Annotated in this window: 21 protein-coding genes; 5 read left to right on the plus strand and 16 right to left on the minus strand. The window is 70.9% G+C overall.

Annotation, left to right across the window (positions count from 1 at the left end; translation table 11 throughout):
* The 5 genes from EV139_RS05195 to EV139_RS05215 form a co-directional block, all read right to left on the minus strand.
* The gene (locus tag EV139_RS05195; protein ID WP_130453250.1) at window positions 1-1,431 is read right to left on the minus strand and encodes an aldehyde dehydrogenase family protein; all 1,431 of its coding nucleotides are present in this window, start codon (window positions 1,429-1,431) and stop codon (window positions 1-3) included.
* 181 nt (window positions 1,432-1,612) lie between these two features.
* Window positions 1,613-2,653 (minus strand): LacI family DNA-binding transcriptional regulator, encoded by a 1,041-nt coding sequence (locus EV139_RS05200; RefSeq protein WP_130453251.1) that lies wholly within the window; start codon window positions 2,651-2,653, stop codon window positions 1,613-1,615.
* A 42-nt stretch (window positions 2,654-2,695) separates the two neighbouring features.
* Entirely contained in the window at window positions 2,696-3,472 is a 777-nt protein-coding gene (locus EV139_RS05205) for a TIM barrel protein (protein ID WP_130453252.1), read from the minus strand.
* Window positions 3,473-3,485: 13 nt separating this feature from the next.
* Entirely contained in the window at window positions 3,486-4,493 is a 1,008-nt protein-coding gene (gene iolG, locus EV139_RS05210; RefSeq protein WP_130453253.1) for an inositol 2-dehydrogenase, read from the minus strand.
* Between the two features lie 257 nt (window positions 4,494-4,750).
* Window positions 4,751-5,767 carry a LacI family DNA-binding transcriptional regulator gene (locus EV139_RS05215; RefSeq protein WP_241988970.1) on the minus strand — a complete coding sequence of 339 codons (1,017 nt, stop codon included), beginning with the start codon at window positions 5,765-5,767 and terminating at the stop codon, window positions 4,751-4,753.
* 100 nt (window positions 5,768-5,867) lie between these two features.
* On the opposite strand from EV139_RS05215, the gene EV139_RS05220 reads away from it, so the two are divergent.
* Both EV139_RS05220 and EV139_RS05225 read left to right on the plus strand, forming a co-directional pair.
* On the plus strand, window positions 5,868-7,070 hold the full coding sequence (locus EV139_RS05220; RefSeq protein WP_130453254.1) for a Gfo/Idh/MocA family protein: 1,203 nt from the start codon (window positions 5,868-5,870) through the stop codon (window positions 7,068-7,070).
* A gap of 3 nt (window positions 7,071-7,073) precedes the next feature.
* Entirely contained in the window at window positions 7,074-8,081 is a 1,008-nt protein-coding gene (locus EV139_RS05225; RefSeq protein WP_130453255.1) for a sugar phosphate isomerase/epimerase family protein, read from the plus strand.
* Between the two features lie 133 nt (window positions 8,082-8,214).
* On the opposite strand, the gene EV139_RS05230 is transcribed toward EV139_RS05225, so the two are convergent.
* Complete coding sequence (locus EV139_RS05230; RefSeq protein ID WP_130453256.1) at window positions 8,215-9,648, minus strand: sugar porter family MFS transporter; 1,434 nt, start codon at window positions 9,646-9,648, stop codon at window positions 8,215-8,217.
* A gap of 102 nt (window positions 9,649-9,750) precedes the next feature.
* Here EV139_RS05230 and EV139_RS05235 point away from each other — a divergent pair, with 102 nt between their 5' ends.
* Window positions 9,751-10,536 carry a sulfite exporter TauE/SafE family protein gene (locus EV139_RS05235; protein WP_130453257.1) on the plus strand — a complete coding sequence of 262 codons (786 nt, stop codon included), beginning with the start codon at window positions 9,751-9,753 and terminating at the stop codon, window positions 10,534-10,536.
* A gap of 85 nt (window positions 10,537-10,621) precedes the next feature.
* Here the strand turns inward: EV139_RS05235 and EV139_RS05240 are convergent, their stop codons facing one another.
* From EV139_RS05240 to iolC, 8 genes are all read right to left on the minus strand, one after another.
* Window positions 10,622-11,491 carry a sugar phosphate isomerase/epimerase family protein gene (locus EV139_RS05240; protein ID WP_130453258.1) on the minus strand — a complete coding sequence of 290 codons (870 nt, stop codon included), beginning with the start codon at window positions 11,489-11,491 and terminating at the stop codon, window positions 10,622-10,624.
* A 136-nt stretch (window positions 11,492-11,627) separates the two neighbouring features.
* A complete protein-coding gene (locus EV139_RS05245) occupies window positions 11,628-12,644 on the minus strand; it encodes a Gfo/Idh/MocA family protein (protein ID WP_130453259.1) in 1,017 nt (338 codons plus the stop codon).
* Window positions 12,645-12,754: 110 nt separating this feature from the next.
* Window positions 12,755-13,681 carry a sugar phosphate isomerase/epimerase family protein gene (locus EV139_RS05250; RefSeq protein WP_130453260.1) on the minus strand — a complete coding sequence of 309 codons (927 nt, stop codon included), beginning with the start codon at window positions 13,679-13,681 and terminating at the stop codon, window positions 12,755-12,757.
* A gap of 153 nt (window positions 13,682-13,834) precedes the next feature.
* Window positions 13,835-15,760 carry a 3D-(3,5/4)-trihydroxycyclohexane-1,2-dione acylhydrolase (decyclizing) gene (iolD, locus tag EV139_RS05255; RefSeq protein WP_130453261.1) on the minus strand — a complete coding sequence of 642 codons (1,926 nt, stop codon included), beginning with the start codon at window positions 15,758-15,760 and terminating at the stop codon, window positions 13,835-13,837.
* Complete coding sequence (iolB, locus tag EV139_RS05260; protein ID WP_130453262.1) at window positions 15,757-16,722, minus strand: 5-deoxy-glucuronate isomerase; 966 nt, start codon at window positions 16,720-16,722, stop codon at window positions 15,757-15,759. Before iolB ends, iolD begins: the two co-directional genes overlap by 4 nt.
* A 29-nt stretch (window positions 16,723-16,751) precedes the next feature.
* Window positions 16,752-18,266: a CoA-acylating methylmalonate-semialdehyde dehydrogenase gene (locus tag EV139_RS05265; RefSeq protein WP_130453263.1), complete on the minus strand. Its 1,515-nt coding sequence runs from the start codon at window positions 18,264-18,266 to the stop codon at window positions 16,752-16,754.
* Window positions 18,267-18,303: 37 nt separating this feature from the next.
* Entirely contained in the window at window positions 18,304-19,188 is an 885-nt protein-coding gene (locus tag EV139_RS05270; protein WP_198677460.1) for a class I fructose-bisphosphate aldolase, read from the minus strand.
* 1 nt (window position 19,189) lies between these two features.
* Window positions 19,190-20,146, minus strand: a complete 957-nt coding sequence (iolC, locus tag EV139_RS05275) for a 5-dehydro-2-deoxygluconokinase (protein WP_130453264.1) — start codon at window positions 20,144-20,146, stop codon at window positions 19,190-19,192.
* 167 nt (window positions 20,147-20,313) lie between these two features.
* Here iolC and EV139_RS05280 point away from each other — a divergent pair, with 167 nt between their 5' ends.
* Window positions 20,314-21,072, plus strand: coding sequence for a GntR family transcriptional regulator (locus tag EV139_RS05280; protein ID WP_130453265.1), 759 nt, complete (start codon window positions 20,314-20,316; stop codon window positions 21,070-21,072).
* A gap of 276 nt (window positions 21,073-21,348) precedes the next feature.
* Here the strand turns inward: EV139_RS05280 and EV139_RS05285 are convergent, their stop codons facing one another.
* A complete protein-coding gene (locus EV139_RS05285) occupies window positions 21,349-22,647 on the minus strand; it encodes a glycosyltransferase (protein WP_130453266.1) in 1,299 nt (432 codons plus the stop codon).
* A 125-nt stretch (window positions 22,648-22,772) separates the two neighbouring features.
* Between EV139_RS05285 and EV139_RS05290 the strand changes: the two genes are divergently transcribed.
* On the plus strand, window positions 22,773-22,994 hold the full coding sequence (locus EV139_RS05290; protein ID WP_130453267.1) for a heavy-metal-associated domain-containing protein: 222 nt from the start codon (window positions 22,773-22,775) through the stop codon (window positions 22,992-22,994).
* Between the two features lie 21 nt (window positions 22,995-23,015).
* Here EV139_RS05290 and EV139_RS05295 read toward each other — a convergent pair whose 3' ends face one another.
* Window positions 23,016-23,969, minus strand: a complete 954-nt coding sequence (locus EV139_RS05295) for an AsnC family transcriptional regulator (RefSeq protein WP_130453268.1) — start codon at window positions 23,967-23,969, stop codon at window positions 23,016-23,018.
* Between the last annotated feature and the right edge of the window lie 149 nt (window positions 23,970-24,118).

Here is a 24,118-nt window from a genome sequence, read left to right on the forward strand (position 1 = left end):
TCAGCTGTGCAGCACGACGGTCTTGACCTCGGTCATCTCCTCGACCGTTGAGCGCACGCCCTCCTTGCCGTAGCCGCTCGCCTTCACGCCGCCGTAGGGCATCAGGTCGGCGCGCCAGAGCGGGGTCCACCCCAGGTGGATGCTGCCGGCGTCGATCTCGCGCATGGCGCGGATCCCCTCGGCGAGCGTGCCGCCGAACACCCCGGCCGCCAGGCCGTACGGCGTGCCGTTCGCGGCCGCGAGCGCCGCATCGAAATCGGCCACCCGCGTCACGGCCACGGCTGGGCCGAACAGTTCGTCCTGCGCGATCGCCTGCCGGGTATCGACCCCGGTCACAATGGCGGGCGACACGAACGCCCCGTCGCGCTCACCGCCCGTGAGCAGGTGTGCCCCCTCCGCGACGGCCCGCGCGATACTCGCGGCAACGCGCTCGGCCTCGCGCTCGGAGATGAGCGGACCGAGCGTGGTGCCCTCGGCCAGTGGATCCCCCATGCGGATCGCCTCGACCCGCGGGCGCAGCGCGGCGAGGAAGTCGGCCTCGACGTCGCGGTGCACAATCACGCGCTGCACCGAGATGCACACCTGCCCGCCGTTTGCGTAGCCGCCGGCGGCCACGGCGGCCGCGGCCTGCTCGATGTCAGCGCCGGGCAGCACGAGCGTCGGCGACGAGGCGCCAAGCTCGAGCGAGAGCTTCGTGATCCCGGCGCGTGCCGCGATGCGCTCCCCCACCGCGGTGGAGCCGGTGAACGAGACCTTCCGCACGCGCGGGTCGGCCACGAGCGCATCGCCGAGCGCGCCGCCCGGGCCGGTGATAACCGAGAGCACCCCCTCGGGGATGCCGGCCTCCACGCAGAGCGCTGCGAGCGCGAGCGCGGTGAGCGGGGTCGCGCTCGCGGGCTTCAGAATGACCGCGTTGCCGGCGGCCAGGGCCGGGCCAACCTTGTGGAGCACCAGCAACGCGGGGTAGTTGAACGGAGTGATGGCGACCACGATGCCCACGGGCTGGCGCAGCGTGAAGCCAATCTTGTCGTGCCCGGTTCCCGGGTTCGCGTCGAGCGGCAGGCTGTCGCCGTACAGCTGCGTGCCCTCGTGCGCTGCGAGCCGCAGGATCGCGCCAGAGCGGCGCGCCTCACCCAGCGCCTCGGCGAGCGGCTTGCCGTTCTCGGCCGAGATGAGCGCGGCGAGCTCCTCCGCACGGGCATCGGCGAGCGCCGCGGCGCGATTGAGGATTGCCGCGCGCTCGTGCCCGGGGGTGCGACGCCAGCGCGCGGCGCCGCGCTCGGCCGCCGCGATGGCGAGTTCCACGTCAGCGACGGTGGCCACGGCGACGTCGCCGACCACGCTGCCGTCAAACGGGGAGCGAATCTGGCCGCGGGCCCCGCCGGCGCTCTCGCGCCACTCGCCGCCGATCATTAGGTCGAACCTCTTCATTCGACGCCTCCATTTCACAAAATTGGACCGGTCCAAATCATAGGCACAGGCGCACACGGAGGTCAACCCCGGGCCGGGCGGGGCCGGTGAGGGTCAGGGCGACGAAGGGCGGGGCGGCGAGGGCCGGGGCCGGGCGGATCCGGTGGGGCCGCCGGGCCGGGCCGGCGAGGGCGGCGGGATCCTAGGCGGCGGGCGCGGACGACGCCCGCACCACGAGCCGCGGCGGAATCAGCACCTCGCCGGCAGGCCGCGGCCGGCCGGCAAGCAGCGCCTCGGCCGCCTCGCGTCCGATCCGCCGGTTGTCGGGGTCGACACTCGTCAGCGAGATCCGCGGGATCGCGGCGAGGCTCGTGTCGTCGTACCCGGTCACCCGGCAGTCGCCCGGCACGAGCACTCCGGCCGCCTCAAGCGCCGTGATCACGCCGACCGCGGTGAGGTCGTTCACCGCGACGATTGCCTCGGGGAGCCGCTGCTCGGTGAGCATCCGCTCGACCGCGCGGCGCGCGCCAGCCTCCGTGAAGTCGGCGCGCTCAACCCAGCCGCTGCCGAGGCCGTGACGCACCAGCGCCGCCCGGAACGCGGCCTCGCGAGACGCCGACACGGTGCCGCCGTCGCCGCCGATGAACGCGATCCGCCGCAGCCCCTGCTCGGCGAGGTGCGCGACGACGAGGTCGATGCCGGCGTCGTCGTCGCTGCGCACGGTCGCGATCACATCATCCGTCGCGTCGATCGCGCTCGCAACCACCGTGGGGATGGTCGCGGTGAGCTCGGCGAGCTCGGCGAAGCCGGGCATCGTGCCGACGGTGATGAGCCCGGACGGCCGTAGATCGCGCAGCACCGCGAGATTGTCCCGGTCCAGCACGGTGGCACCGCTGCCGTCGTCGACCTGGGCGCTCACGATCATCGTGCGCTGCCCGGCCTCGGCGAGCCGCGCCTTCGCCGCTCCAACGATCTCCGCGAAGAGCGGGTTGTGCAGGTTGGACACAAAGATCGCCACGAGATCGCGGCGCCCGGCCGAGAGCGACTGCGCAACGAGGTTTGGGCGGTAGCCGAGCTGCGCGGCCGCGGCCTCGACGCGCCGCCGCCGCTCCTCGCTCACGTTCTCGCCGCCGTTGAACACGAGCGACACGAGCGACTTCGACACCCCGGCGACGCGCGCGACGTCCCGAATCGTTGGCGGGCGGGAGGTCGCACTCGGCGTGGCTGCAGCCTGATCCGACATTGCTCCTCCTTACGCCCGTCTCATCTTACGGTGCGCGGGAGCTCAGCCGGCGAAGGCCGCCGCGAACGCGTCGAGCGCTGCCTCCGGCTCACCACTCGCCCACGCCTCCATCCCGATCACGCCCGCGTACCCGAGCTCGCGCAGTGCCGCGGCGACGGCCTCGTAGCGGATCTCCCCGGTGCCGGGCTCGCACCGCCCCGGCACGTCGGCGACCTGAATCTCACCGATCCACGGCAGCGCCTCGCGCACCAGGGCGATCAGGTTTCCCTCCCCGATTTGCGCGTGGTACAGATCGAGGTTGAGCCGCAGGTTCGGGTGGTCCACCCCGCGCACAAGCGCGAGCGTGTCGGCCGCCCGCGCGAACGGGGTTCCCGGGTGATCCACCGCCAGGTTGAGGTTCTCGAGCACGAAGGTGCGCCCGGCCGCCGCGCCGAGCTCGGCGAGCTCCCGCAGCGTTGCCGCGGCGCGGATCCAGTCCTCACCGCCCACGGATTCGCGCGGGACCACCGGGATCCCACCCTCCCCCAAGCCGGTGCCGTGCAGGTTGAGGCGCGGCACGTCGATGATCTCGGCGGCGCGCAGCGACTCTCGCGCCGTCGCCAGCAGCTCGGCCCGCCCGGCGTCGCTCGTGAAATCACCGCGCAGGTAGCCCGTCATCGACGAGAACTCGGCCCCGGTCGCCGCGAGCGCTGCGAGGTCCTTGGTGCTCCAGTCCCAGATCTCGACCAGGAAGCCGCGCTCGTGAATGCGGCGCACACGCTCCGCAATTGGCAGATCGGTGAACAGCATCTCCGCGCAGGCGGCGAGTCGGTACCCCATGAGCGGCGCCCGCCTACAGCTCAACCTGGACGACGACGCCCTCGGTGGCGGAGCGCTGCGCCGCGTCGGCAAGAACCAGGGCGGCGCGGCCGTCCTCGAACGTCGGGCTGGTCGATGCTTCGCCCCGCACGAGCTTCACGAACTCGCGCAATTCGGCCGAGTACGCCTCGGCGTAGCGCTCGAGGAAGAACTCGGGGTAGGCCGGACGCGCCTCCACCGCGGCGGCCGTGGACAGGGTGACCGTGTTGGTCTGCACGTTTCCCACCTGCAGCAGGCCGTGCGTGCCGAACGCCTCGATGCGCTGGTCGTAGCCGACCGCGCTGTGCCGGGAGTTGACAATCGTGATCACCCCGCCGGACGCCGTGGTGAGGGTCGTCACCGCGGTGTCGAAGTCGCCGTGCTCGCGGGCACCGGGGTCGAACGCGCGCGTTCCAGTCGCGCTCACCGAGACGATGTCGGGGGCGAAAAACCGCGCCATATCGAAATCGTGGATGGTCATGTCGCGGAAGATCCCGCCCGAGACACCGATGTACGCGGCCGGCGGGGCCGCCGGGTCGCGGCTGATGATGATGAGCTGCTCGAGCGCGCCGATCTCGCCGGCGGCGACGCGCGCCTGGGCGGCGGCGTGGTTTGGGTCAAACCGGCGATTGAAGCCGAGGGCCACGGGCACGCCGCGCTCGGCGACCAGCGGGCGCAGCGCGTCCACGCGCGCGATGTCGAGGTCGATCGGCTTTTCGCAGAGCACGGGCAGCCCGGCCCGGATCGAGGCCTCGATCAGGTCAACGTGGGTCGGGGTGGGCGAGGCGATGAGCACGGCGTCGATCTGCCCCGAGGCGATGAGCTCCTCGGGGTTCGCGGTCACGGTGCCCCCAAAGCGCTCCGCGACGCCGCGGGCGCCGTCAATGAACGGGTCGGCCACCCAGGCGAGTTCTGCCTCCGGTGCGGCGGCGATGCTGGCGGCGTGGACCTGGCCGATGCGGCCGGTTCCGATCAGTCCGAAGCGAACAGGGTTCTGCGTCATTGCGGGTCCTCGTGATCTCTGGGTCGACGGTTCGCGCCCCGACAGCGATGCGGGCGACGAACGCGACGGGCGCATCGCCTGCGATCTTTGTCAGGACATTAAGCTCTAAAGTACACGAGAATCAGCCGCGCGCCGAGCCCCCGGTCGAGTTTCTGGACCGGTTCAGGGGACGGCGGGGCAGCGCGGGGAACCTCGGGCTGGGCGAGCGGGCGAGCGGGCGAAGGTCGGGGCGGGCGCCGCCCGCTCGCCCCGCGGGCTCAGCGCCGAGCGGTCGACCGGCGCTGTACGAGGCGGGGCGGCATGAGCGTTGCCGGCGCGGCCTGCCCGCCGCCGAGGAGGGCGAGCAGCTCGCGCCCCGCAACCTCGCCGAGCTCGCGGGGGTCCCCGCTCACCGACGTCAGCGAGACGAGTTCGTACGCCGCGAGCGGGGAGTCGTCGTAGCCGACCACCGAGAGGTCGCGCGGCACAGCAAGCCCGCACTGCGCTGCGGCCCCGATCACGCCCAGCGCCATCGGGTCATTGACGGCGAATACCGCGCTGGGGCGGCGCGCTTCGCCGAGCAGCGCTGCCGCGGCGTGGCCGGCGGCGGCCTCGCTCGTGTGCGCGGCGTGGGCGATTCGCGGCGTCAGCCCGCGCTCGCGCATCTCCGCCGCGTACCCGGCCTCGCGCGCCGCCGCGGAGGCGCCGGGCGCGCTCACGCAGGCGATATCGGAGTGCCCCAGCTCAGCGAGGTGCGCGGTGGCGAGGCGGCCACCAGCGAGCTCATCGCTGGCGACCGTGGGGATGCCCGGCACCTCGACCGCGCGGGTGCCGAGCACCACGACCGGGACGCCGAGCCGCGCGAGCGCCGCGGCGGACGCCTCGCCCGCGAGGATCACCCCGTCAACGCGCAGCGCGCGGAACGCCTCGAGCGGGTCGAGGTCGAGGTGCGAGTTGAGCTCGGCGTCGGCGACACTGAGGCTGTAGCGCTCGGCCGCGAGCGCGACCCGAAGCCCGGCGAGCACCGGCGCGAACCACAGGTTTTCAAACTCGTCGATCACGACGCCCACACTGCGGGTGCGCGATCCGGCGAGACCCGCTGCGAGGCGACTCGGGGTATATCCGAGCGCCTCGACCGCGCTCAGCACCGCCTCCCGCTTGTCGGGGCTCACCCGCGGCGAGTCCTGCAGCACGAGCGAGACGAGTGACTTCGAGACGCCAGCGCGCGCTGCAACGTCGTAGATGGTCGGTCGCTTGCCCATCGCTTCCTCCGCTCGGTCTCGTGCCGCGCTCACGCGCTGCCGCCATATTGACAGATCAATGTTTCGTCATTAACTTTACCCGTATTGGAGCGCTCCAACACCGGCGCGCTTCACCCATCGCAAAGGAGCTCCCGTGTCATCTTCGCTCGGCGTTGCCGTCATCGGCGCAGGAATGGCTGGCAAGGCGCACGCCGCCGCCTACCGCGCGGCCACCACGCTGTACCGCCCCGTTCTGCCCGAGATCCGCCTCGTCTCAATCGCCGACGCGTACGAGCCGCTCGCCCGGGAGACCGCGGCTCGCTACGGGTTCTCGCGCTTCGACACCGACTGGCGCGCGGTCGCCGCAGACCCCGAGATCGACATCGTCAGCGTCGTCGTCGCGAACTCGCTGCACCGCGAGATCGTCGAGGGCCTCCTCGCTGCGGGCAAGCACGTGCTGTGCGAGAAGCCCCTCAGCGACTCGCTCGAGGACGCGCGCGCGATGGCCACAGCGGCGGGCGCCGCGGCCGAGCGCGGCCTCATCGCCCGGGTCGGCTTCAGCTACCTCCGCGCCCCGGGTATCGAGTTCATCCGCACGCTCATCGACGACGGCCGCCTCGGCGAGCTGCTCCACTTCTCGGGGCGCTACTGGACCGACTACGGCTGCCGGCCGGACGCGCCGATCAGTTGGCGCTACCAGGGCCCCGCGGGCTCCGGCGCGCTGGGCGACGTTGGCAGCCACCTGAGCTACCTCGCCGAGTACCTGTGCGGCCCGGTCGCCGAGGTGTCGGGCGGGCGCTTCCACACCTCGATCACCGAGCGGCCCAAGCCGCTCGGGCAGGTCGTGGGCCACACCCGCGGCAACGTCAGCGAGGAGCGCGCACCCGTCACAAACGACGACTACGCCACGTTCAACGCGAGCTTTGCCCGCTGCGTCGGCACCCTCCAGGTGTCGCGCGTCGCGGCCGGGCACCCGAACGACCTCACGCTCGAGGTGTTCGGCTCACGCGGCGCAGCCCGGTGGTCGCAGACGAACCCGGGCCAGGTGCAGGTCATGCTCCACGACGAGCAGGGCGATGTGGCGGGGTACCGCACGGTCGCGCTCGGCCCGGCACACCCGCACTACGTCGGCGGCTGGGCAATGGACGCCCCCGGCGTGGGGATCGGCCAGAACGACCTGTTCGTGCACCAGGCGCGCGCGTTCATCGAGGAGGTCGCCGGGATCCCCACCGCGGAGTCGCTGCCGCGCTGCCGCAGCTTCGCCGACGGCGTGCACAACATCGAGTTCCTCGCCGCCGTCGCCGAGTCCGCCGCCCTGGGCGGCGCCACCGTCCCCGTCACCGCACAGGAGCACTGAACCATGAAACTTGGTGTCTACAACGCGATCCTGCACGACCGCACACTCCCCGAAGCAATCGAGGTCGTCGCTCAGCTCGGCCTCACGGGCATCGAGCTGAACACGGGGGGCTTCCTCCCCGCCACGCACCTCCCAACGCTCGACGAGGTGCTCACCTCGGACACCGCGCGCGACGACTTCCTCGGCCAATTCGAGGGGACCGGGGTGCAGATCGCCGGGCTCAACTGCAACGGGAATCCGCTCCACCCGAAGCCGGCGATCGGCGACGCGCACGCCGCCGACGTGCGGCGCTCGATCCGTCTCGCGGAGCGCCTGGGGCAGGACCGGGTGGTCACCATGTCCGGGCTCCCGGGCGGGGAGCCCGGCGCGACCGTGGTCAACTGGGTGGTCAACGCCTGGAACTCCGCGGCGCTCGACGTGCTCGACTACCAGTGGGACGTCGCGGCGCGGTTCTGGCGCGAGACCGATCGCTTCGCCGCAGAGCACGGCGTAAAGGTGGCACTCGAGCTGCACCCGCAGAACCTCGTGTTCAACTCCGCCGACGTGCACCAGCTGATCGAGCGCACCGGGGCCACCCACGTCGGCGTCGAGCTCGACGCGTCCCACCTGTTCTGGCAGCAGATGGACCCCGTCGCGGTTGTGCGCCACCTCGGCGACCTCGTGTTGCACGCCGCGGCGAAGGACGTGCGCATCAATCCCGAGTGGGCGCGCCTGAACGGGGTGCTCGACAACTCGTTCCGCCGCCTCGACCCCGCCGAACCCCGCACCAACCTCGGCGGCGACGAGTGGGCGAACGAGTGGCCCAAGAACTCTGCCTGGGACTTCGTCGCCCTCGGCCGCGGGCACGACACCGCGTTCTGGACGGAGTTTCTCAGCGCCCTGCGCGACGTCGACCCGAACATGTGGGTGAACATCGAGCACGAGGACGTGTCGCTCGGCAGGATCGAGGGGCTCGAAGTCGCCGCAGACGTGCTCACGCGGGCGAACGCCGCGCTGACGAGCCCCGCGTAGGCGCGCACGCGCCTCGCTCGCGCAGGAGATCCGAACTCGCGCAGGAGATCCGAACTCAGGCGGAGAGATTCTCTCGAATCCACCCGCCTGAGTTCGGATCTCCTGCGCGAGCTGCGCTCCGCCGGACCGCGGGCTATCGCGTGTAAATCGCCCCGGTGGTCACGTCCTCCTCGAGCGCCTCGAGCGTGCGCCCGCGCGTCTCGGGGACGAAGCGCCACACGAAGAACAGCGCGAGCGCCCCGACGGCTGCGAACAGGAAGAACGTCCCCGTGATCCCCACTGCGTCGACGAGCGACAGGAAGTAGAGGGAAAGGAAGCCGTTCGTGACCCAGAGCATAAACACCGAGACCCCCATGCCGAAGCCGCGCATGTGCAGCGGGAAGATCTCGGAGAGGTAGACCCAGACGGCGACGTTGAGGAAGGTCTGCATCGATCCCACGAACACCACAACGAGCAGCAGGATCACCCACGGCCGCGCGGGCGAGCCGACGGGGAGCAGCGTTGACGCGAGCCCGATGAGCAGGTGGCTCAGCGTGGTGAGCGTGAAGCCGATGATGAACGTCTTGCGGCGGTCCACCCGGTCCATCATCGACAGGGCGATGAGCGCTCCGATGACGGCGATGACGCCGGGGGCGACGTTTGCGATGAGCGCGGCGCTCTCGTCGAAGCCCGACTCGATGAGCACGGTCTGTCCGAAGTACATGATCGAGTTGATGCCGGTGAGCTGCTGGGCGATGCCCACGCCGATGCCGATGAGCAGGATGCGCACGAGGTTCTTGTTGGTGAGCACCGCCCGCCAGCCGAGCACGCGCTGGTGCTGCTCGCTGTCGGTGTTCGTCGCGAGCTCGGCGAGCTCGGCGTCCGCGCGCTCCTCGCTGCGGATCGTCGCGAGCACCCGCCGCGCCTCCGCGGTGCGCCCGCGCTGCACAAGCCAGCGGGGGGACTCCGGCATTCGCAGCATGCCGAAGAAGAGCGCGATCGCCGGCAACGCCGAGATCGCGAACATGATGCGCCACACCCCGTCGAGGTGGCCGAGCGTGTTTCCGATGATGGCGTTGACGATGAAGGCTGCGAGCTGTCCCACAACGATCATGAGCTCGTTGCGGCCGGCGATCGAGCCGCGGATCTCGTACGGCGCGAGCTCCGCGAGGAAGACCGGAACGACCGTGGAGGCGCCGCCGACCGCGAGCCCAAGGAGCACGCGACCGCAGACGAGCAGCGCGAGGCCCGGTGCCGCGACCACGGCTGCCGTGCCGACGAAGAACAGGCTCGCGAGCAGGATGATCGTCTTGCGCCGCCCCCAGCCGTCGGAGAGCCGGCCGCCCACCATCGCCCCGAACGCGGCGGCGAACACGAGGGAGCTGGTGACCACGCCCTCGGTGAGCGGAGTGAGCCCGAGCTCCGCGGCCATGGGCCGCAGCGCGCCGTTGATGACACCGGTGTCGTAGCCGAAGAGCAGCCCGCCGAACGTCGCGATGAGCGCGACGAGCCCCAGACGTCTCCGGTGCGGCCCGTCAGTCAGCGGCGGTAGCGCCGCGCGTCCGGCTTGGGCGGTGCCTGTCGGCATGTGGACTCCCTCGTCACGCAAGCCCCGCGTCTACGGAGCGCTCCAACGAGTCTACTATGTCGTGACATTTGTACAAATCGAGTGATCCGCTAGGGTGACCCCATGACGCTCCCCGATCTCGCTCCGGCCGCGTGGCTGCTGCTGGCCGCCGCCGCCGCGCTCGTCGGCCTCTCGAAAACGGCGATCCCCGGGATCAACACGCTCTCGATTGCAGCGTTCGCCGCCGTGCTCCCCGCCCGGAACTCGACCGGGGCGCTGCTGCTCCTGCTGCTGCTCGGCGACGCGTTCGCGCTGTTGAGCTACCGCAAGTACGCCCACTGGCCCACGCTGCTGCGGCTCATCCCAGCGGTGCTCGCCGGGCTGGCACTCGGCGCCCTGTTTCTCGCCGTCGCCGACGACGCCTGGGTGCGCCGCGTGATCGGCGTGATCCTGCTCATGGTGGTCGCGGTCACCCTGTGGCAGCGGGGCCGCAGCGCCGCCGCCCGCGCGACCGGGGCAGCCGCAGCGCCGGACGCCTCAACTGCGCCGGGTGCCGGGCGCCTCGCGTCCGCGAGCTACGGCACGCTCGGCGGCTTCACCACGATGGTCGCGAACGCCGGCGGGCCAGTGATGTCGATGTACTTCCTCGCCGCGCGCTTCCCCGTGCACGCGTTCCTTGGCACCGCGGCCTGGTTCTTCGCCGTGATCAACCTCACCAAGCTGCCGATTTCGATCGGCCTCGGCCTGATCACGCCGGAGCTGCTCATGCTCGATCTCGTGCTCGCGCCCGGCGTCGTGCTCGGGGCGCTGCTCGGGCGGTGGATCGCGTCGCGCATCAAGCAGCGGGCCTTCGACTGGGCGGTCATCGGCTGCACCGTCCTGGGCGCCGCCTACCTCCTGGTGTCGTAGCCCGCCGCACCGGCGGGCTACCGCACCGCGAGCCGCCGCACCGGCGGGCCACCACACCGCGCGGCCGGCAGCGCACTCCTCCCAGTTAGCCGGCGACCAGTTCCCGGATCCGGGCCAGCTGGAACCGCGAGATCTCGTCGGCGCGCTCGTCCTCGGCAAACACGTTCGACACGATGAGCGCGTCCTCACGGTCGAGGTAGCCGGTCGCCCGCAGGGTGCCAAACAGCTCATCCCAGTTCACGTCGCCGTCGCCGATCGCGAGGTGCTGGTGCACGCGCACCGCGTTGCCGGGCGGGTTGGTGATGTAGCGGAGCGCGTTCGAGCGCGTGTGATCAAGTGTGTCGGAGGCGTACACCGCGCCGAGCCGGTCGCCGATCTCCGGGAGCAGCGTCGCGGCGCGATCCCCCATATGGAAGCTGTGCGCGGCGACGTACACGAAGCCGACCCGCGCGGTGTTGAGCCCGCGAATGACGCGCCACGCTTCGAGCCCGTCCTCGACGAAGTCGTCGGGGTGCGGATCGATGTTGAGGGTGACGCCCTCGCGCTCGAGCACGGGGATCAGCTCGGCCATGGAGCGGTAGAAGCCCGCCTCCGAGTCCTCCTCGCGCTCGGGACGCCCCGAAAACTCGGTGTTGACCACGGGCACGCCGAGCTCGGCCGCGAGCTCGATGTAGCGCGTCATGTTGCGCACCGCGGCCGCGCGCTGCGGCTCCTCCGGCCAAGAGAAGCGCTGCACCGGCAGCAGCGAGGTGATCGTCACGCCCGCGTCGCGTGCCCGCCGCTTCAGCGTCGCCACGAGCGCATCGTCGAGCTTCGGGTAGTGGAAGTGACGGCCGAAATCGGGGTTCGGCGTGAGCTGCAGGTACTCGTAACCGAGTCGGGCGGCGAGGTCTGGAAAGTCAGTCAGCGCGACCGTGTCGTTGTACGGCGTCGGGTCGAGGGCGATGCGGACCATGGGGCTCCTGAGCGGTCTTGCCGCCGCGCGTGGCGGCTGCGGCGGGCGATGGGCAGTGGGGCGGTACAGCGGTGTCGGGGGCCGGGACGGCGGCCGCCGACGGGCGGCGAGCGGCGGCTGAGCCGGGCAGCCGAGTCTACGCGTAGAACGCGGGGCGCTCGACGGCAGTGACCGGCTGCGCACCGGGTGTGGTGAGCGCACGCACCCCCGCCTCGCACGACAGCGCGACGAGGTAGCCATCGAAGGCGTTCGGGCCGTCAACGAGGTCGCCGCGACGCACCGCGTCAACCCAGCGCTGGATCTGCGCGTCGTAGGCGGCAGCGAAGCGCGTGGTGAACGATTCGTGCTCCTTTACGAGGAACTGACCGGCCTCCCAGCGCTGCATCCCCGACGGCTGACCGATGCGGGCGACGCCGCGCTCGAGCACCGCCTCCGTGCTCACCTGGTACCCGAACTGCACGCTCACGTTCATCTCGACGTCGACGAGCACGCCGTTCTCAAGCTCCATGATCACGAGGATCGGCTCGCGCAGGCGCTCGGGCGCGAGCGAGTTGCGGCGCGGGAATTTCACCTCGACGCTGACAACGCGCGATCCGGCGAGCCACGGCACCACGTCGAACTCGTGCACCACCGAGTCGGTGATCAGCATCTGCTGCGTGTAGCTCTCCGGGACCGAGGGGTTGCGGTGCACGGCGCGCACCATGAGCAGCTCACCGGAATCGCCCGACGCGATCACCTCGCGGAGCTGCTGGTACTCGGCATCGAATCGGCGCATGAACCCCACCTGGATGTGGGGCCGGTCGAGCCGCTGCTCAAGCTCAAGAATCTCAAGCGACGACGCCGAGTCCTGCGTGAGCGGCTTCTCGCACAGGATCGGCAGGCCCGCCTCGAGCGCGGGGCGCAGCACCGGCGCGTGGAATTGACCGGGAGTCGCGATGAGCACCGCGTCGATGGCGTCGGCCGCGATCGCCTCCTCGAGTCCCGCGAACGCGAGCGCTCCGGGAGCGCGTTCGGCCGCGGCGGCGGCCCGCCCGGCGTCGGGCTCGACAATCGCCGCGACGCGGGCGCCGCTGATCCGCTCGGTGATGCGACGAATGTGGTCGGCGCCCATCATGCCGGCGCCGACGACGGCGACGCGAAGTTCTTCAGTCATGTGCGTGTCCTTCAATCAGTGTCTGGGCCGGCGGCTACGGCGCCGCGGCCGGTGAGAGGGTCTTGGTAGCGCGGCGTCCGCGCGGATGCGCGACCGTGTGGCGCGCTCGGCTAGGAGATCCGCGCGAGGTGCGTGCAGCTGAAAATGTGTTCGCGCGTGCGCTGCGCGATCGGGAACGGGGCGTCCACACCGCAGCCGTACATATCCTGCTCCACGATGGCGAAGATGCTCGGGTCGATCCCCGCAACCGCCTCGATGATCGGGGCGAGATCCGGGATCCCGTGCGGCGGCTCGATCATGATCCCATCGGCGACGGCCTCCGCGAACGGTTGATCGTTCTTCAGCACGTCGAAGAGCAGCGTCGGATCGACCTGCTTGAGGTGCAGGTAACCGATCCGGTCGGGGCGCTCGGCGATGAGCTTGAGGTTGTCGCCGCCGTAGTAGGCGAAGTGGCCCGTGTCGAGGCACAGGTTCGTGTAGCGCGGGTCGGTCTCGTCGAGGAAGCGGAGCACTTCCCGGGTGGTTCCGACGTGGCTGTCGGCGTGCGAGTGAAACTGCTGCCGCATCCCGAATTCCTCGAACAGCGCCTTGCCGAGCCGGTCGTGTCCCGCCCCGAGCTTGCCCCACTGTGCGTCCGTGAGGGTGCGCGCCTCAAGCTGCTCGCTCGTCGCGTCACTGCGCCACAGGTCGGGGATCACCACGAGGTGCTCGGCGCCCAGCTGAGACGCGAGACCCGCGACGTTGAGCGCCTGATCCCAGGCGCGCTTCCACTCATCCTCACCCTTGTGGAACCCGGTGAACACGGTACCCGCTGAGAGCTTCAGGCCGCGCGACCCGAGCTCGTCCGCGAGCTGCGCGGGGTCTGTGGGCAGGTAGCCGTACGGCCCCAGCTCGATCCACTCGTACCCCGCCTGCACCACCTCGTCGAGGAAGCGCTGCCAGGGCACCTGCGCCGGATCGTCTGGAAACCACACGCCCCACGAGTCCGGAGCGGTGCCGATGCGGAGGCCGGTGGGCTCGGCGGCTGGTGTGTTCACGGCGTCAACTCCATTGGTTCGGGGCGTGCGGGGCGGGGCGAACGGCGGCGTGCGCGTGGTTGCCACACTAGCGCACTTTGATAGGACATTATGGCATTAATCGTGGCTCGGTCACCACCACCCCGGAGGGGGCCGAGCGGGCGGGCGGACGCCCTACCCGAGCAGTGGGCGCTGTGCGGCGCGCTGCTCCTCGTACTCGGTGCGCGCGCGCTGCGTCGAGTCAAGTGTCGAGACCTCCGCGACGGGCACGTCCCACCACCCCGAGCCGTCGGGCGCATAGCGCAGCGGGTCGCTGTTGATGTGGATGAACGTGGCCCGGTCCGACGCCTTCGCCGTGGCCAGAGCCGCCTCGAGCTTGGCGATCGCGTCCGGGCCCGGCGCCACCTCGATGACGTCCATGCCGTAGCTGCGGGCGTTCATCGCGAGATCGACGGGGAGTACCTGCTCCCCCTGGAAGTTGCGCGCCTCGGGGTCGTACTCTCGGTACCACGTGCCAAAGCGCTCGGAGCCGACGGTCTCGGAGAGGTGCCCGATCGAGGCGTAGCCGTGGTTCTGAATCAGCACGACGATCAGCTTGATGCCCTCGGCGACGGCGGTGACGAGCTCGGTGTTGAGCATCAGGTACGAACCGTCGCCCACCATCACGATCACGTCGCGGTCGTCGCCGGCGGCCAGCAGCCCGCGCTTCGCGCCGAGCCCGCCCGCGATCTCGTACCCCATGCACGAGTAGGCGTACTCGACGTGATACCCGAGCGGATCCCGCACCCGCCACAGCTTGTGCAGGTCGCCCGGCAGCGATCCGGCCGCCTGGACGATCACGTCGGCGGGCTCGGATGAGCGCTGCACAGCGCCGATAATCTCGGTCTGCCCGGGCAACGGGAGGCCGGTGGGGGCGAGCGCCGCGTCGACGGTCGCGTCCCACTCCGCCTTCTCGCGGCCGATGCGCTCGGCGTACGCGGCCTCGACGCGCAGCTCGCCGGCGACCTCGAGCAGCTCGGTAAGCGCCTCGCGCGCGTCGGCCACCACGGGGAGCTGCGTACCGTGCTTGAACGCGTCGAACGCAGCGACGTTGATGTTCACGAAGCGCACCCCTGAGTGCTGGAACACGGTGCGCGACGCGGTGGTGAAGTCACTGTAGCGGGTACCGATCCCGATCACGAGGTCGGCCTCCGCGGCGATGCGGTTCGCCGCGAGCGTGCCGGTCGCCCCGATCCCGCCAAGGTTCTGCGGGTGGTCCCAGTCGAGCACGCCGCCGCCGGCCTGCGAGGTGCCGACGGGGATGCCGGTCGCCTCCACGAACGCGCGCAGCTGCGTCTCGGCCTCGGAGTAGAGCACGCCGCCGCCGGCGACGATGAGCGGGCGCTTCGCGGCGCGGATGGCGTTGAGCGCCGCGGCGAACGCGTCACGCTCGGGCCGGGGGCGGCGGATCCGCCACTCGCGCGGCTGCAGGAATTCGGCGGGAACGTCGAGCGCCTCGGCCTGCACATCCTCGGGCAGCGCGATCGTCACGGCGCCCGTCTCGGCCGGATCCGTGAGCACCCGCATCGCGGCGAGCGCGATCGAGAACAGCTGCTCGGGGCGCTGCACGCGGTCGAAGAACTTCGAAACTGGGCGGAACGCGTCGTTGACGGTGAGCCCGATGTCGTGCGGCTGCTCCAGCTGCTGCAGCACCGGGTCGGCGACCCGGGTCGCGAACGTGTCGCTGGGGAGCAGCAGCGCGGGGAGTCGGTTCGTCGTGGCGAGCGCGGCGCCGGTGAGCAGGTTCGTCGCGCCGGGGCCCACCGACGCGGCAGCCGCGTAGGTGCCGCGACGGCGGTGCATGCGGGCGTAGCCGACCGCCTGGTGCACCATCGCCTGCTCGTTGCGCGCCTGGTAGTAAGGCATCAGCTCGGGATCGTGCGCGTTGAGCTGCTTGAGCGCCTGGCCGATCCCGGCGACGTTGCCGTGCCCAAAGATCCCGAAGGTGCCGGGCACGGTGCGTTCGCGGATCTCGGCGCCGGCACCGTCGCGGTCAACAGTCCACTGGTTCGCGAGGAACTCGATCAGCGCCTGGCTGACGGTCATACGGCGGGTGGTCATCGGGGGTCCTCCGAGTCTGCGGCGGGAGCGGCGGGCGAGGTGGGAGCGGTAAACGGGAGCCGCGGGTCGAGCTCTTGCCCGTCCCACGTCTCGCGCACCCAGCCGTGCGCGGGGTCGTCGCTGATGAGCCAGCTGCGCTCCGGATCCGGCCCCGCCATCACATTGAGGTAGTACATGTCGTAGCCGGGTGCCGCCACCGCCGGGCCGTGGTAGCCGTGCGGCACGAGCGCCACGTCGCCCGTGAACACGCGGGCGTCGATGTCGATCTGACCGGCGGGCGAGGAGTACGTGCTGAACATGCCGAACGCGTGCTCGGGGCTGACCCCGGCGGGGGCGTCGCGGGTGGGCGCGACCTCGAAGTAGTAGATCTCTTCAAGCTCCGACTCGTGGCCGGGGAGGTGCTCGTCGTGCTTGTGCGGCGGATACGACGACCAGTTCTCGGACGGGGTGATCACCTCGACGACGATGAACCGCGCGGCGTCGAGCGACTCCTGCCGGCCGAAGTTGTGCACCTGGCGGCTCGAAGCGCCGGCGCCGCGCAGTTCGACGGGCACCTCGCTCACCGGCATGTGCCGGCTGGGCCGCACCGTGTCGGTGGGCGAGGTGGCGACGAGGAAGCGGCTCTCGCCGGCCGAGCGGGCGGTGACGGTGCCCGTGGCATCTGCCCCGAGATAGAGCACGTCACTGGGACCGTCGAACACCGACGCCCGGCCGGCGAGCTCGGTGACCGTCTCGGCCGCCTCGCCCGCGCTCGCGTGCCGCACGGTGAACGCGCCGGCGAGCGGCACGATCAGACGCTCAACGCCGGTGTCCGCGAGCGTGAGCGACTCGCCCGCTGCGAGCCGGCCCACGCGGAGCCCGGTGTGCGCCCAGCCTGGCGTGCGCTCGTCGACCACGGTCTCCCACCCGCCGGCGGCGAGCTCGCCGCGGCGGTGAAACCAGCGCTCGGCCTGATCCGTCATGTGCCCGTCCTCTTTCGTTCGGTGTCGTACTAGTCGTTCTGCGGGAAGCCGAGGTTGATCCCGCCGTGCGTTGCGGGGTCGAGCCAGCGGCTGGTGATCGCCTTCTCGCGGGTGAAGAAGTCGAAGCCGTGCACGCCGTACGCCTTCGCGTCGCCGAACAGCGAGGCCTTCCACCCGCCGAAGGAGTGGTAAGCGACGGGGACCGGGATCGGCACGTTGATGCCAATCATGCCGACCTGGATCTCGTGCTGGAAGCGCCGCGCCGCGCCGCCGTCGTTCGTGAAGATCGCGGTGCCGTTGCCGAACTCGCCGGAGTTGATAAGGGCGACGCCCTCGTCAAAGGAGGCGACGCGCACGATTTCGAGCACGGGCCCGAAGATCTCCTCCGTGTAGGCGCGCGAGGTGGTGGGGATCCGGTCGATCAGCGTGGGGCCGAAGAAGAAGCCGTCCTCAGCGCCGTCCACGCGGAAGTCGCGGCCGTCGACCACGATGGTGGCGCCGTCGGCCTCCGCGATATCGACGTAGGAGGACACCTTTTCGCGGTGCGCGGCGGTGATGAGGGGGCCCATGTCTGGCTCGGGCGCGGCGGCACCGTTGCCGATCTTCAGCCGCGCGATGCGCTCCTGGATCTTCACGATCAGCTCGTCGGCCACGGGTTCGACCGCGAGCACCACGGAGATCGCCATGCAGCGCTCGCCCGCGGCGCCGTAGCCGGCGTTGATCGCCTGGTCCGCGACGAGATCGAGGTCCGCGTCCGGCAGCACGAGCATGTGGTTCTTCGCGCCGCCGAGCGCCTGCACGCGCTTGCCGTGCTTCGACGCGGTTTCGTAGATGTACTGCGCGATCGGGGTCGAGCCGACGAATGAGATCGACTGCACGACGGGGTCGGTGAGCAGCCCGTCAACGGCGAGCTTGTCACCGTTGAGCACGGTGAAGACACCGGCGGGGAGACCCGCCTCAGCCCACAGTTCGGCGAGCCAGAGCGCGGCGGACGGATCCTTCTCGCTGGGCTTGACGATGACCGCGTTGCCGGCCGCGATGGCGACGGGGAAGAACCACATCGGCACCATCGCGGGGAAGTTGAACGGGGAGATGATCCCGGCCACGCCGATCGGCTGCTTGATCGAGTAGACGTCGATCCCGGTCGAGGCGTTCTCCGAGAAGGCGCCCTTGATCAGGTGCGGGAACCCGGTCGCGAGCTCCACGACCTCCTGGCCGCGCAGGATCTCGCCCAGCGCGTCGGAGCGCACCTTGCCGTGCTCCGCGGTGATGATGTCGGCGAGTTCGCCCTTGCGCGCGTTCAGTAGCTCGCGGAACGCGAAGATGACCGTCTGGCGCTTCGCGATCGAGAACGCGCTCCAGATTTCGAAGCCGCGCTGGGCCGAGGCGATCGCCGCGGCGATCTCCTCCGCGTTCGCGAGCGCGACGTGCGCGCGCAGCTCGCCCGTCGCCGGGTTGTAGACGGGGGCCGTGCGGCCGCTGGTCGACTCGGTCCGTGCGCCGTTGATCCAGTGGGGGATGACGGGGAGAGTGTCAGTGCTCATGGGGTCCTCTTCGTGCGTGTCGGTGGGGCAGTGGGGCTTATGGGAGGTCGCGGTGCACGAGGCGCGCGGCCGTGTCGACGGCCGCCGCGACGTCGCCGTCGCTCGGGTAGAGCAGGGTGCGGCCCACCGTGAGGCCGCGCACTCCGGGCAGCGCGAGGGCGCGCTCCCACGCGGCGTACATGACGTCGGGGGCATCGCCGTTGTCGCCGCCGAGCAGCAGAGTCGGCATCGTGGTCGCTTCCATGACGCGTTCCATCTCTGGCACGACCGGCAGCTTCATCCACGTGTGCGCGCTCGAGTTGCCGAGCCCGGAGGCGATCGCGGTCGACAGGATCACCGCGTTCGCCGAGAGGTCATTGCTGACCTTGCCGCCCACGCGCGCGCTCATGAAGGGCTCGAGCATGATCGGGAGGCCTGCGGCGGCGGCCTGATCAACTGCGCGGGCGGTCGCCTCGAGCGTCGCCGCGGTGCCATCATCCTGAAGATCCACCCGGATCAGGGTCTTCGCGAAGTCGATGCCCTGCCGCACCATCGCCGGCACGTCGTACGCCGTGTAGCGATCGTCGAGCTCGAACGAGGCCCCGCGCAGTCCGCCGCGGTTCATCGATCCGACGATGATCTTGTCGTCGAGTAGGCCGAGCGCCGCGAGGTCGTCGATGATGTCCGGGGTGCCGAGCACGCCGTCGACGCCGGGCCGCGAGAGCGCGAGGGCCATGCGCTCGAGCAGGTCGTAGCGGTTCGCCATGGCCGTCGGGTTCTGCCCCACCGCGATCGCGCCGCGGGCCGGGTGGTCGGCGGCGACGATGAACAGCCGCCCGTCGCCCCGGATCACATCGCGGCGCCGGCGGTCGGCGAGCGCGCGCGACACCCCGGCCGGGTTGGTCGCGCGAAGCTCGCGCAGGCGATCGAAATCAAGTGTCATGTCAGGCTCCCTGAGCGAGGATGTCGTTGACCTCCGCCGCGTCCGGCATCGCCGTCGAGCACTCAAGGCGAGTGGCGACGATCGCTCCGGCGACGTTAGCGAAGCGGAAGATGTGTTCAAGATCCCAGCCCTCGAGCAGCCCGTGGCACAGTGCGCCGCCGAACGCGTCGCCCGAGCCGAGCCCGTTGACCACGTCGACGAAGTGAGGGGCGACCTCGACCCGCTCAGTGCGGGTCTTCGCGAGCACGCCCTTGGGGCCCTGCTTCACGACCGCAAGTTCCACACCGCGCTCAAGCAGCGCGTCGGCGGCCCGGTCCGGGTCGGTCTCGCCGACCGCGACCTCGCACTCCTCGCGGTTGCCAACGGCGACCGACACGTGGTCGAGCGCACGCCCCACCTCAGCGCTCGCCTCGGCCGGGTTCTCCCAGAACATGGGCCGATAGTCGAGGTCGAGGATCGTGTGCGTGCGGCGACCGCGCGCGGCGAGTGCGGCGTGGTGCGCGGCGCGGCTGGGCTCCTGACTGAACCCCGTGACCGTGAGCCACAGGATGCGCGCCGCGCTGATCGCCTCCGCGTCGAGGTCGCCCGCTGTGATCTCGAGATCCGGAGCCTTCGGCTCGCGGTAGAAGTAGAGCGGGAAATCGTCTGGCGGGAAGATCTCGCAGAACGTGAGGGGGGTTAGGTACTGCGGATCCACACGCACCTCGCGGGGGTCTACCCCCAGTCTGGCGAGCTCGGCAAGCAGGTAGCGCCCGAACGGGTCGTTGCCAACCCGCGAGATCAGTGCGCTCGCGCGGCCGTAGCGCGCCGCGGCGACCGCAACGTTTGCGGCGCTGCCGCCGAGGTACTTGCCAAAGCTGCTCACCTCTTCGAGCGTGACACCGCTCTGTAGCGGGTAGATGTCAACGCCGAGCCGCCCCATTACCAGTACGTCATCCGGACGCCGTGCCTCCGACATTCGATACCGCCTCTCCCGGTCAATAGCGACATCGAACGCGTCGCTGCATTTGTCCTAACAATAGCACGAATGAAGCGCGCCGCCAGGTCTGGGCACACCCGAGTAACATTGTCCGTACATAACGACATCGTGGTCGTCATTGTCACGTCAACCCGCGAGGAGAACCAATGAGCACCGACGCCGTCTGGCCCGACGAGGTCTTCGCCGATCTCGACCGCTCGGGCCCGGTGCCCCTGTACTTCCAGATCTCTACCCGCCTCGAACGCGCCATCCGCGAGGGCACCATTCCCGCGGGGGCCCGGCTCGAAAACGAGATCGCGATCGGCGAGCGCCTCTCGCTCTCCCGCCCAACGGTGCGCCGCGCCATCCAGGAGCTCGTCGACAAGGGGCTGCTCGTGCGTCGCCGCGGCATCGGCACCCAGGTGGTGCAGGCGCGGGTGAGTCGACCCGTCGAGCTCACGAGCCTGCACGAGGACCTCACGCGGGTGGGCCACACGCCCACCACCCGCGTGCTCTCGCTCGAGCGCATTCCCGCCGACGACGAGACCGCGCAGCTGCTGCGCGTCCCGCTCGGTGCCGAGATCACCAGGATCCGACGCCTGCGCGGCACGGACAGCACGCCGGTCGCGATCCTCGAAAATCTGTTGCCCCCGGAGTTCTCGGACATCACCGCAGAGGCGCTCACCGAGCACGGACTGTACGAGATCCTCCGCGCGCGCGGCATCACCATCAAGGTGGCAAACCAGACCATCGGCGCGCGGCGGGCGCAGGGCGACGAGCACGAGCTGCTCGACGTGCCGAAGGGCGGGCCGCTCCTCACCATGGACCGCGTGGCGTTCGACCAGGGCGGCCGGGTCGTCGAGGCCGGGCACCACTGTTACCGCCCGGACCTCTACTCGTTCGAGACGACGCTCGTCTCGCGGTAACCCGGTCGCGGGCGCGGGCTCGCTCGCGGCGCAGCTCACAGCGCGCTCGCCCGCACAGACAGCACCAGGCCCCGGTGGGGGTGGGGAGCACCCCACCCCCACCGGGGCCTGTCTCACGCGGCCTCAGCGCTCGCGCTCCCGCGGCGAGCTGAGGCCGGAACCGGAGCCTACTGACCCGAGCTCAACCACCGCCCCAGCGGCTTCCGTGCCACGATCAGCAGCGCGCCAAGCACGAGCCCGGTCGCGGATCCGCCGCAGCGGCAGCCGCCGACAGTGTCAGCCGCACCGGGTAGCCCGGGCTCCCGCCGCACCATCGGACACCACCGGCCCCGCACCCGCACGGGCAGCGAGCAGCCCGCGATACGCCGCCAGCAAGCTCTCCGCGGACGCACCCCAGCTCCTCCCGAGCGCGTGGGCCCTGGCCGCCCGCGACATCGCGGCCATGCGCTCCGGATCGTCGAGCAGCGCGGCGATCACCGCCGCCCACTCGCGCGGGTCGTCGCCGCGCACCAGCACACCCGTCTCGCCGTCACGCACCGCCTCGCGCAGGCCGCCGGCAGCGCGGGCAACCACCGGCACTCCGGAGGCCGCCGCCTCGAGCGCCACAAGCCCGAAGGTCTCGGTGTGCGACGGCACCACCATGAGCGTTGCGCGACGAATGCGCGCCGCGAGCTCAGGCCGCGGGAGCGCCCCCTCGAACGCGACAGAGCCGAGCAGCCCGAGCCGCGCCGCCTGCTCGTGCAGGCCGCGTGCGTAGTCGTCACCGTCGGGCGGCGGGGCCCCGACGATGCGCAGCGCCGGCCGCCGCGCCGCCGGGATCGCCGCGAGCGCGTCGAGCGCGAGATCGAAGCCCTTGAGCGGGTGGAGGCGCCCCACCGCGATCACCTCGGCCGCGCCGCCGCGCGCAAACCACTCGTCGCGCTCGGCGCACTCCCGCGTGTGGCACGGCCGGAACAGCTCGGTGTCCACCCCCAGCGGGACCACGCAGACTCGCTCAGGGGCGCCACCGAGATCCGCGACGATCGTGCCGCGCTCGGCCTCGCTCACCGCGATGAGCGCGTCGGCCTCGCGCGCGAGACGCCGCTCCCCTGCAAGGCGCCCGGGAGACTCCGGCCGTTCACCCGGCAACGCCGAGCCCTCGGGGACAGCGATCGAGTGAAAGCTCTGCACGAGCGGCGTGCCGGTCCGCCGCGCCACGGGCAGCGCGGCGATCCCGGAGAACCAGTGCTCAGCGTGGAGCACGTCGGCCGGCTCGCGCGCGAGCTCAGCCGCGAGCTGGGCGCCAAACTCAGCCATGACCGGCTCGTGCTCAGCCTTGGCCAGCAATCGCGCGGGGCCGGCGTCAATGTGCACGACCTCGAGGCCGGGGGTGAGCTCCACGCGCGCCGCCGCCGCCGGATCAGCGCGCCGCGTGAAGATCCTGATCGCGTGCCCGGCCCGAGCCAGCGCCTCGGCCTGGGCCAGCACGACGACGTTCATGCCGCCGGCGTCCTTGGTGCCCGGCACGTCGAGCGGGGAGGTGTGCAGCATAACGAAACCAACTCGCAGCCGCGACGGTCCCCCGGTGACACTCATTCGGCGAGCCTAGCCCGAACCGGGGCGCTGAGAAAAGCTCGGGCCACGGCCGAACGCGCGTTGACCCATACCCCTAGGGGGTATACACTGAGGGGCACCACAGTCACCCCACCCAGAGGAGCGCCATGAGCACCGCGTCCACCATCGCCGATTTCACCGTCACCGGAATGACCTGCGGCCACTGCGAACTGTCCGTGCGCGAGGAGGTCGAGGCCCTCCCCGGCGTCGCCAGCGTCGCGGTCAGCGCGCAGACCGGCAAGCTCAGCGTCGAGACCGATGGCACCGTCACCGACGCCGCCATTACCGCCGCGGTCACCGAGGCCGGCTACGCCGCAGCGCGCGCCTAGGGCGCCGGTGCCGCGGCCGCGTCAGTGCGGCCGCGGCGCCGCCACTCGCGGCCCCGGCGCGGCGTCGACCCCGCCGGCCGACTCTGAAAAGCCGTACAGCTCCTTGCTGATGCGCAGGTGAGACCACGAATCAACCGACGACACCTGCTCAATGCCGTGCAGCGCATCGAGCTTCGCGAGCAGCGCCGCGTGCGTGTCGGCGGAGACCGTGCCGATCAGGTCGTAGTTTCCCGTCGACACGGCGAGAAACTCCGGCTCGATCGCGCGAATCGGCGCGAGGGCGGCCTCGAGGTCGCCCCGCACCCGGATCCCGAGCCCGAGCGGCGGGGGCCCCTCCTGCTGATCCCGCACCGGCAGCCCCACGATCTTCACGGCGCGCATGTGGCGCAGGCGCTGCAGCCGGTTCCGCGCGCTCGCGGCCGACACCCCCGCCGCGACGCCGAGCTCGCGGAACGTGGCGCGCCCGTCCCGCTCAAGCGCGAGCAGCATGCGCCGATCCGCATCGTCGATGCGCAGCGGCGCACCCCCGACCTCCGGGAGCGGCGAGTCAATGTTGACCACGATGCGCTCGTAGCTGTTGCAATTGAGCTCGTTCACCCCGGGGATCGAGCGGATGCGGTTCAGCACCTCCTGATGCTGCGCGTCAGAGCCGACGCGCACCTCGGTATCGACGTCGTAGCTGCCCGCGATCGCCGAGACGAAACACGTCTCAGGGATCTCCGCCAGCTGCCGCAGAATCGGCCCGCTCGGCGCCGAGGTGGCGATGAGGATGTACGAGTACCGGGTGATCCCCATCAGGCCGGGGTGCACCGTGGCGGTGATGCGCATCCGATTCTGCGCGAGCGCTGCCGCGACGATCTCCGCCACCGTCTGTCGCGGCACGCCGAGCCGGCGGGCCACGTCGGTGTAACTCATGCGCCCGTCTTCGCGCAGCTCTCGCAGCACCCCCCGCTCGGTCTCTTCCGCAGTCTTCACGCCGCCTCCACCTCGATTATTCGCGTCACTCGCGCCAACAGATCAACAGATCAGTCCTGAGTTGACTGCGAATCTGTGTTGAATGTTCGCAGATTGCTTACACATTCACAAGATGGCCGCAGTGAGGCCGAGATTTTGACGCTCGCGGC

It is taken from the genome of Leucobacter luti (genome assembly GCF_004217175.1).
Lineage (GTDB): Bacteria > Actinomycetota > Actinomycetes > Actinomycetales > Microbacteriaceae > Leucobacter > Leucobacter luti.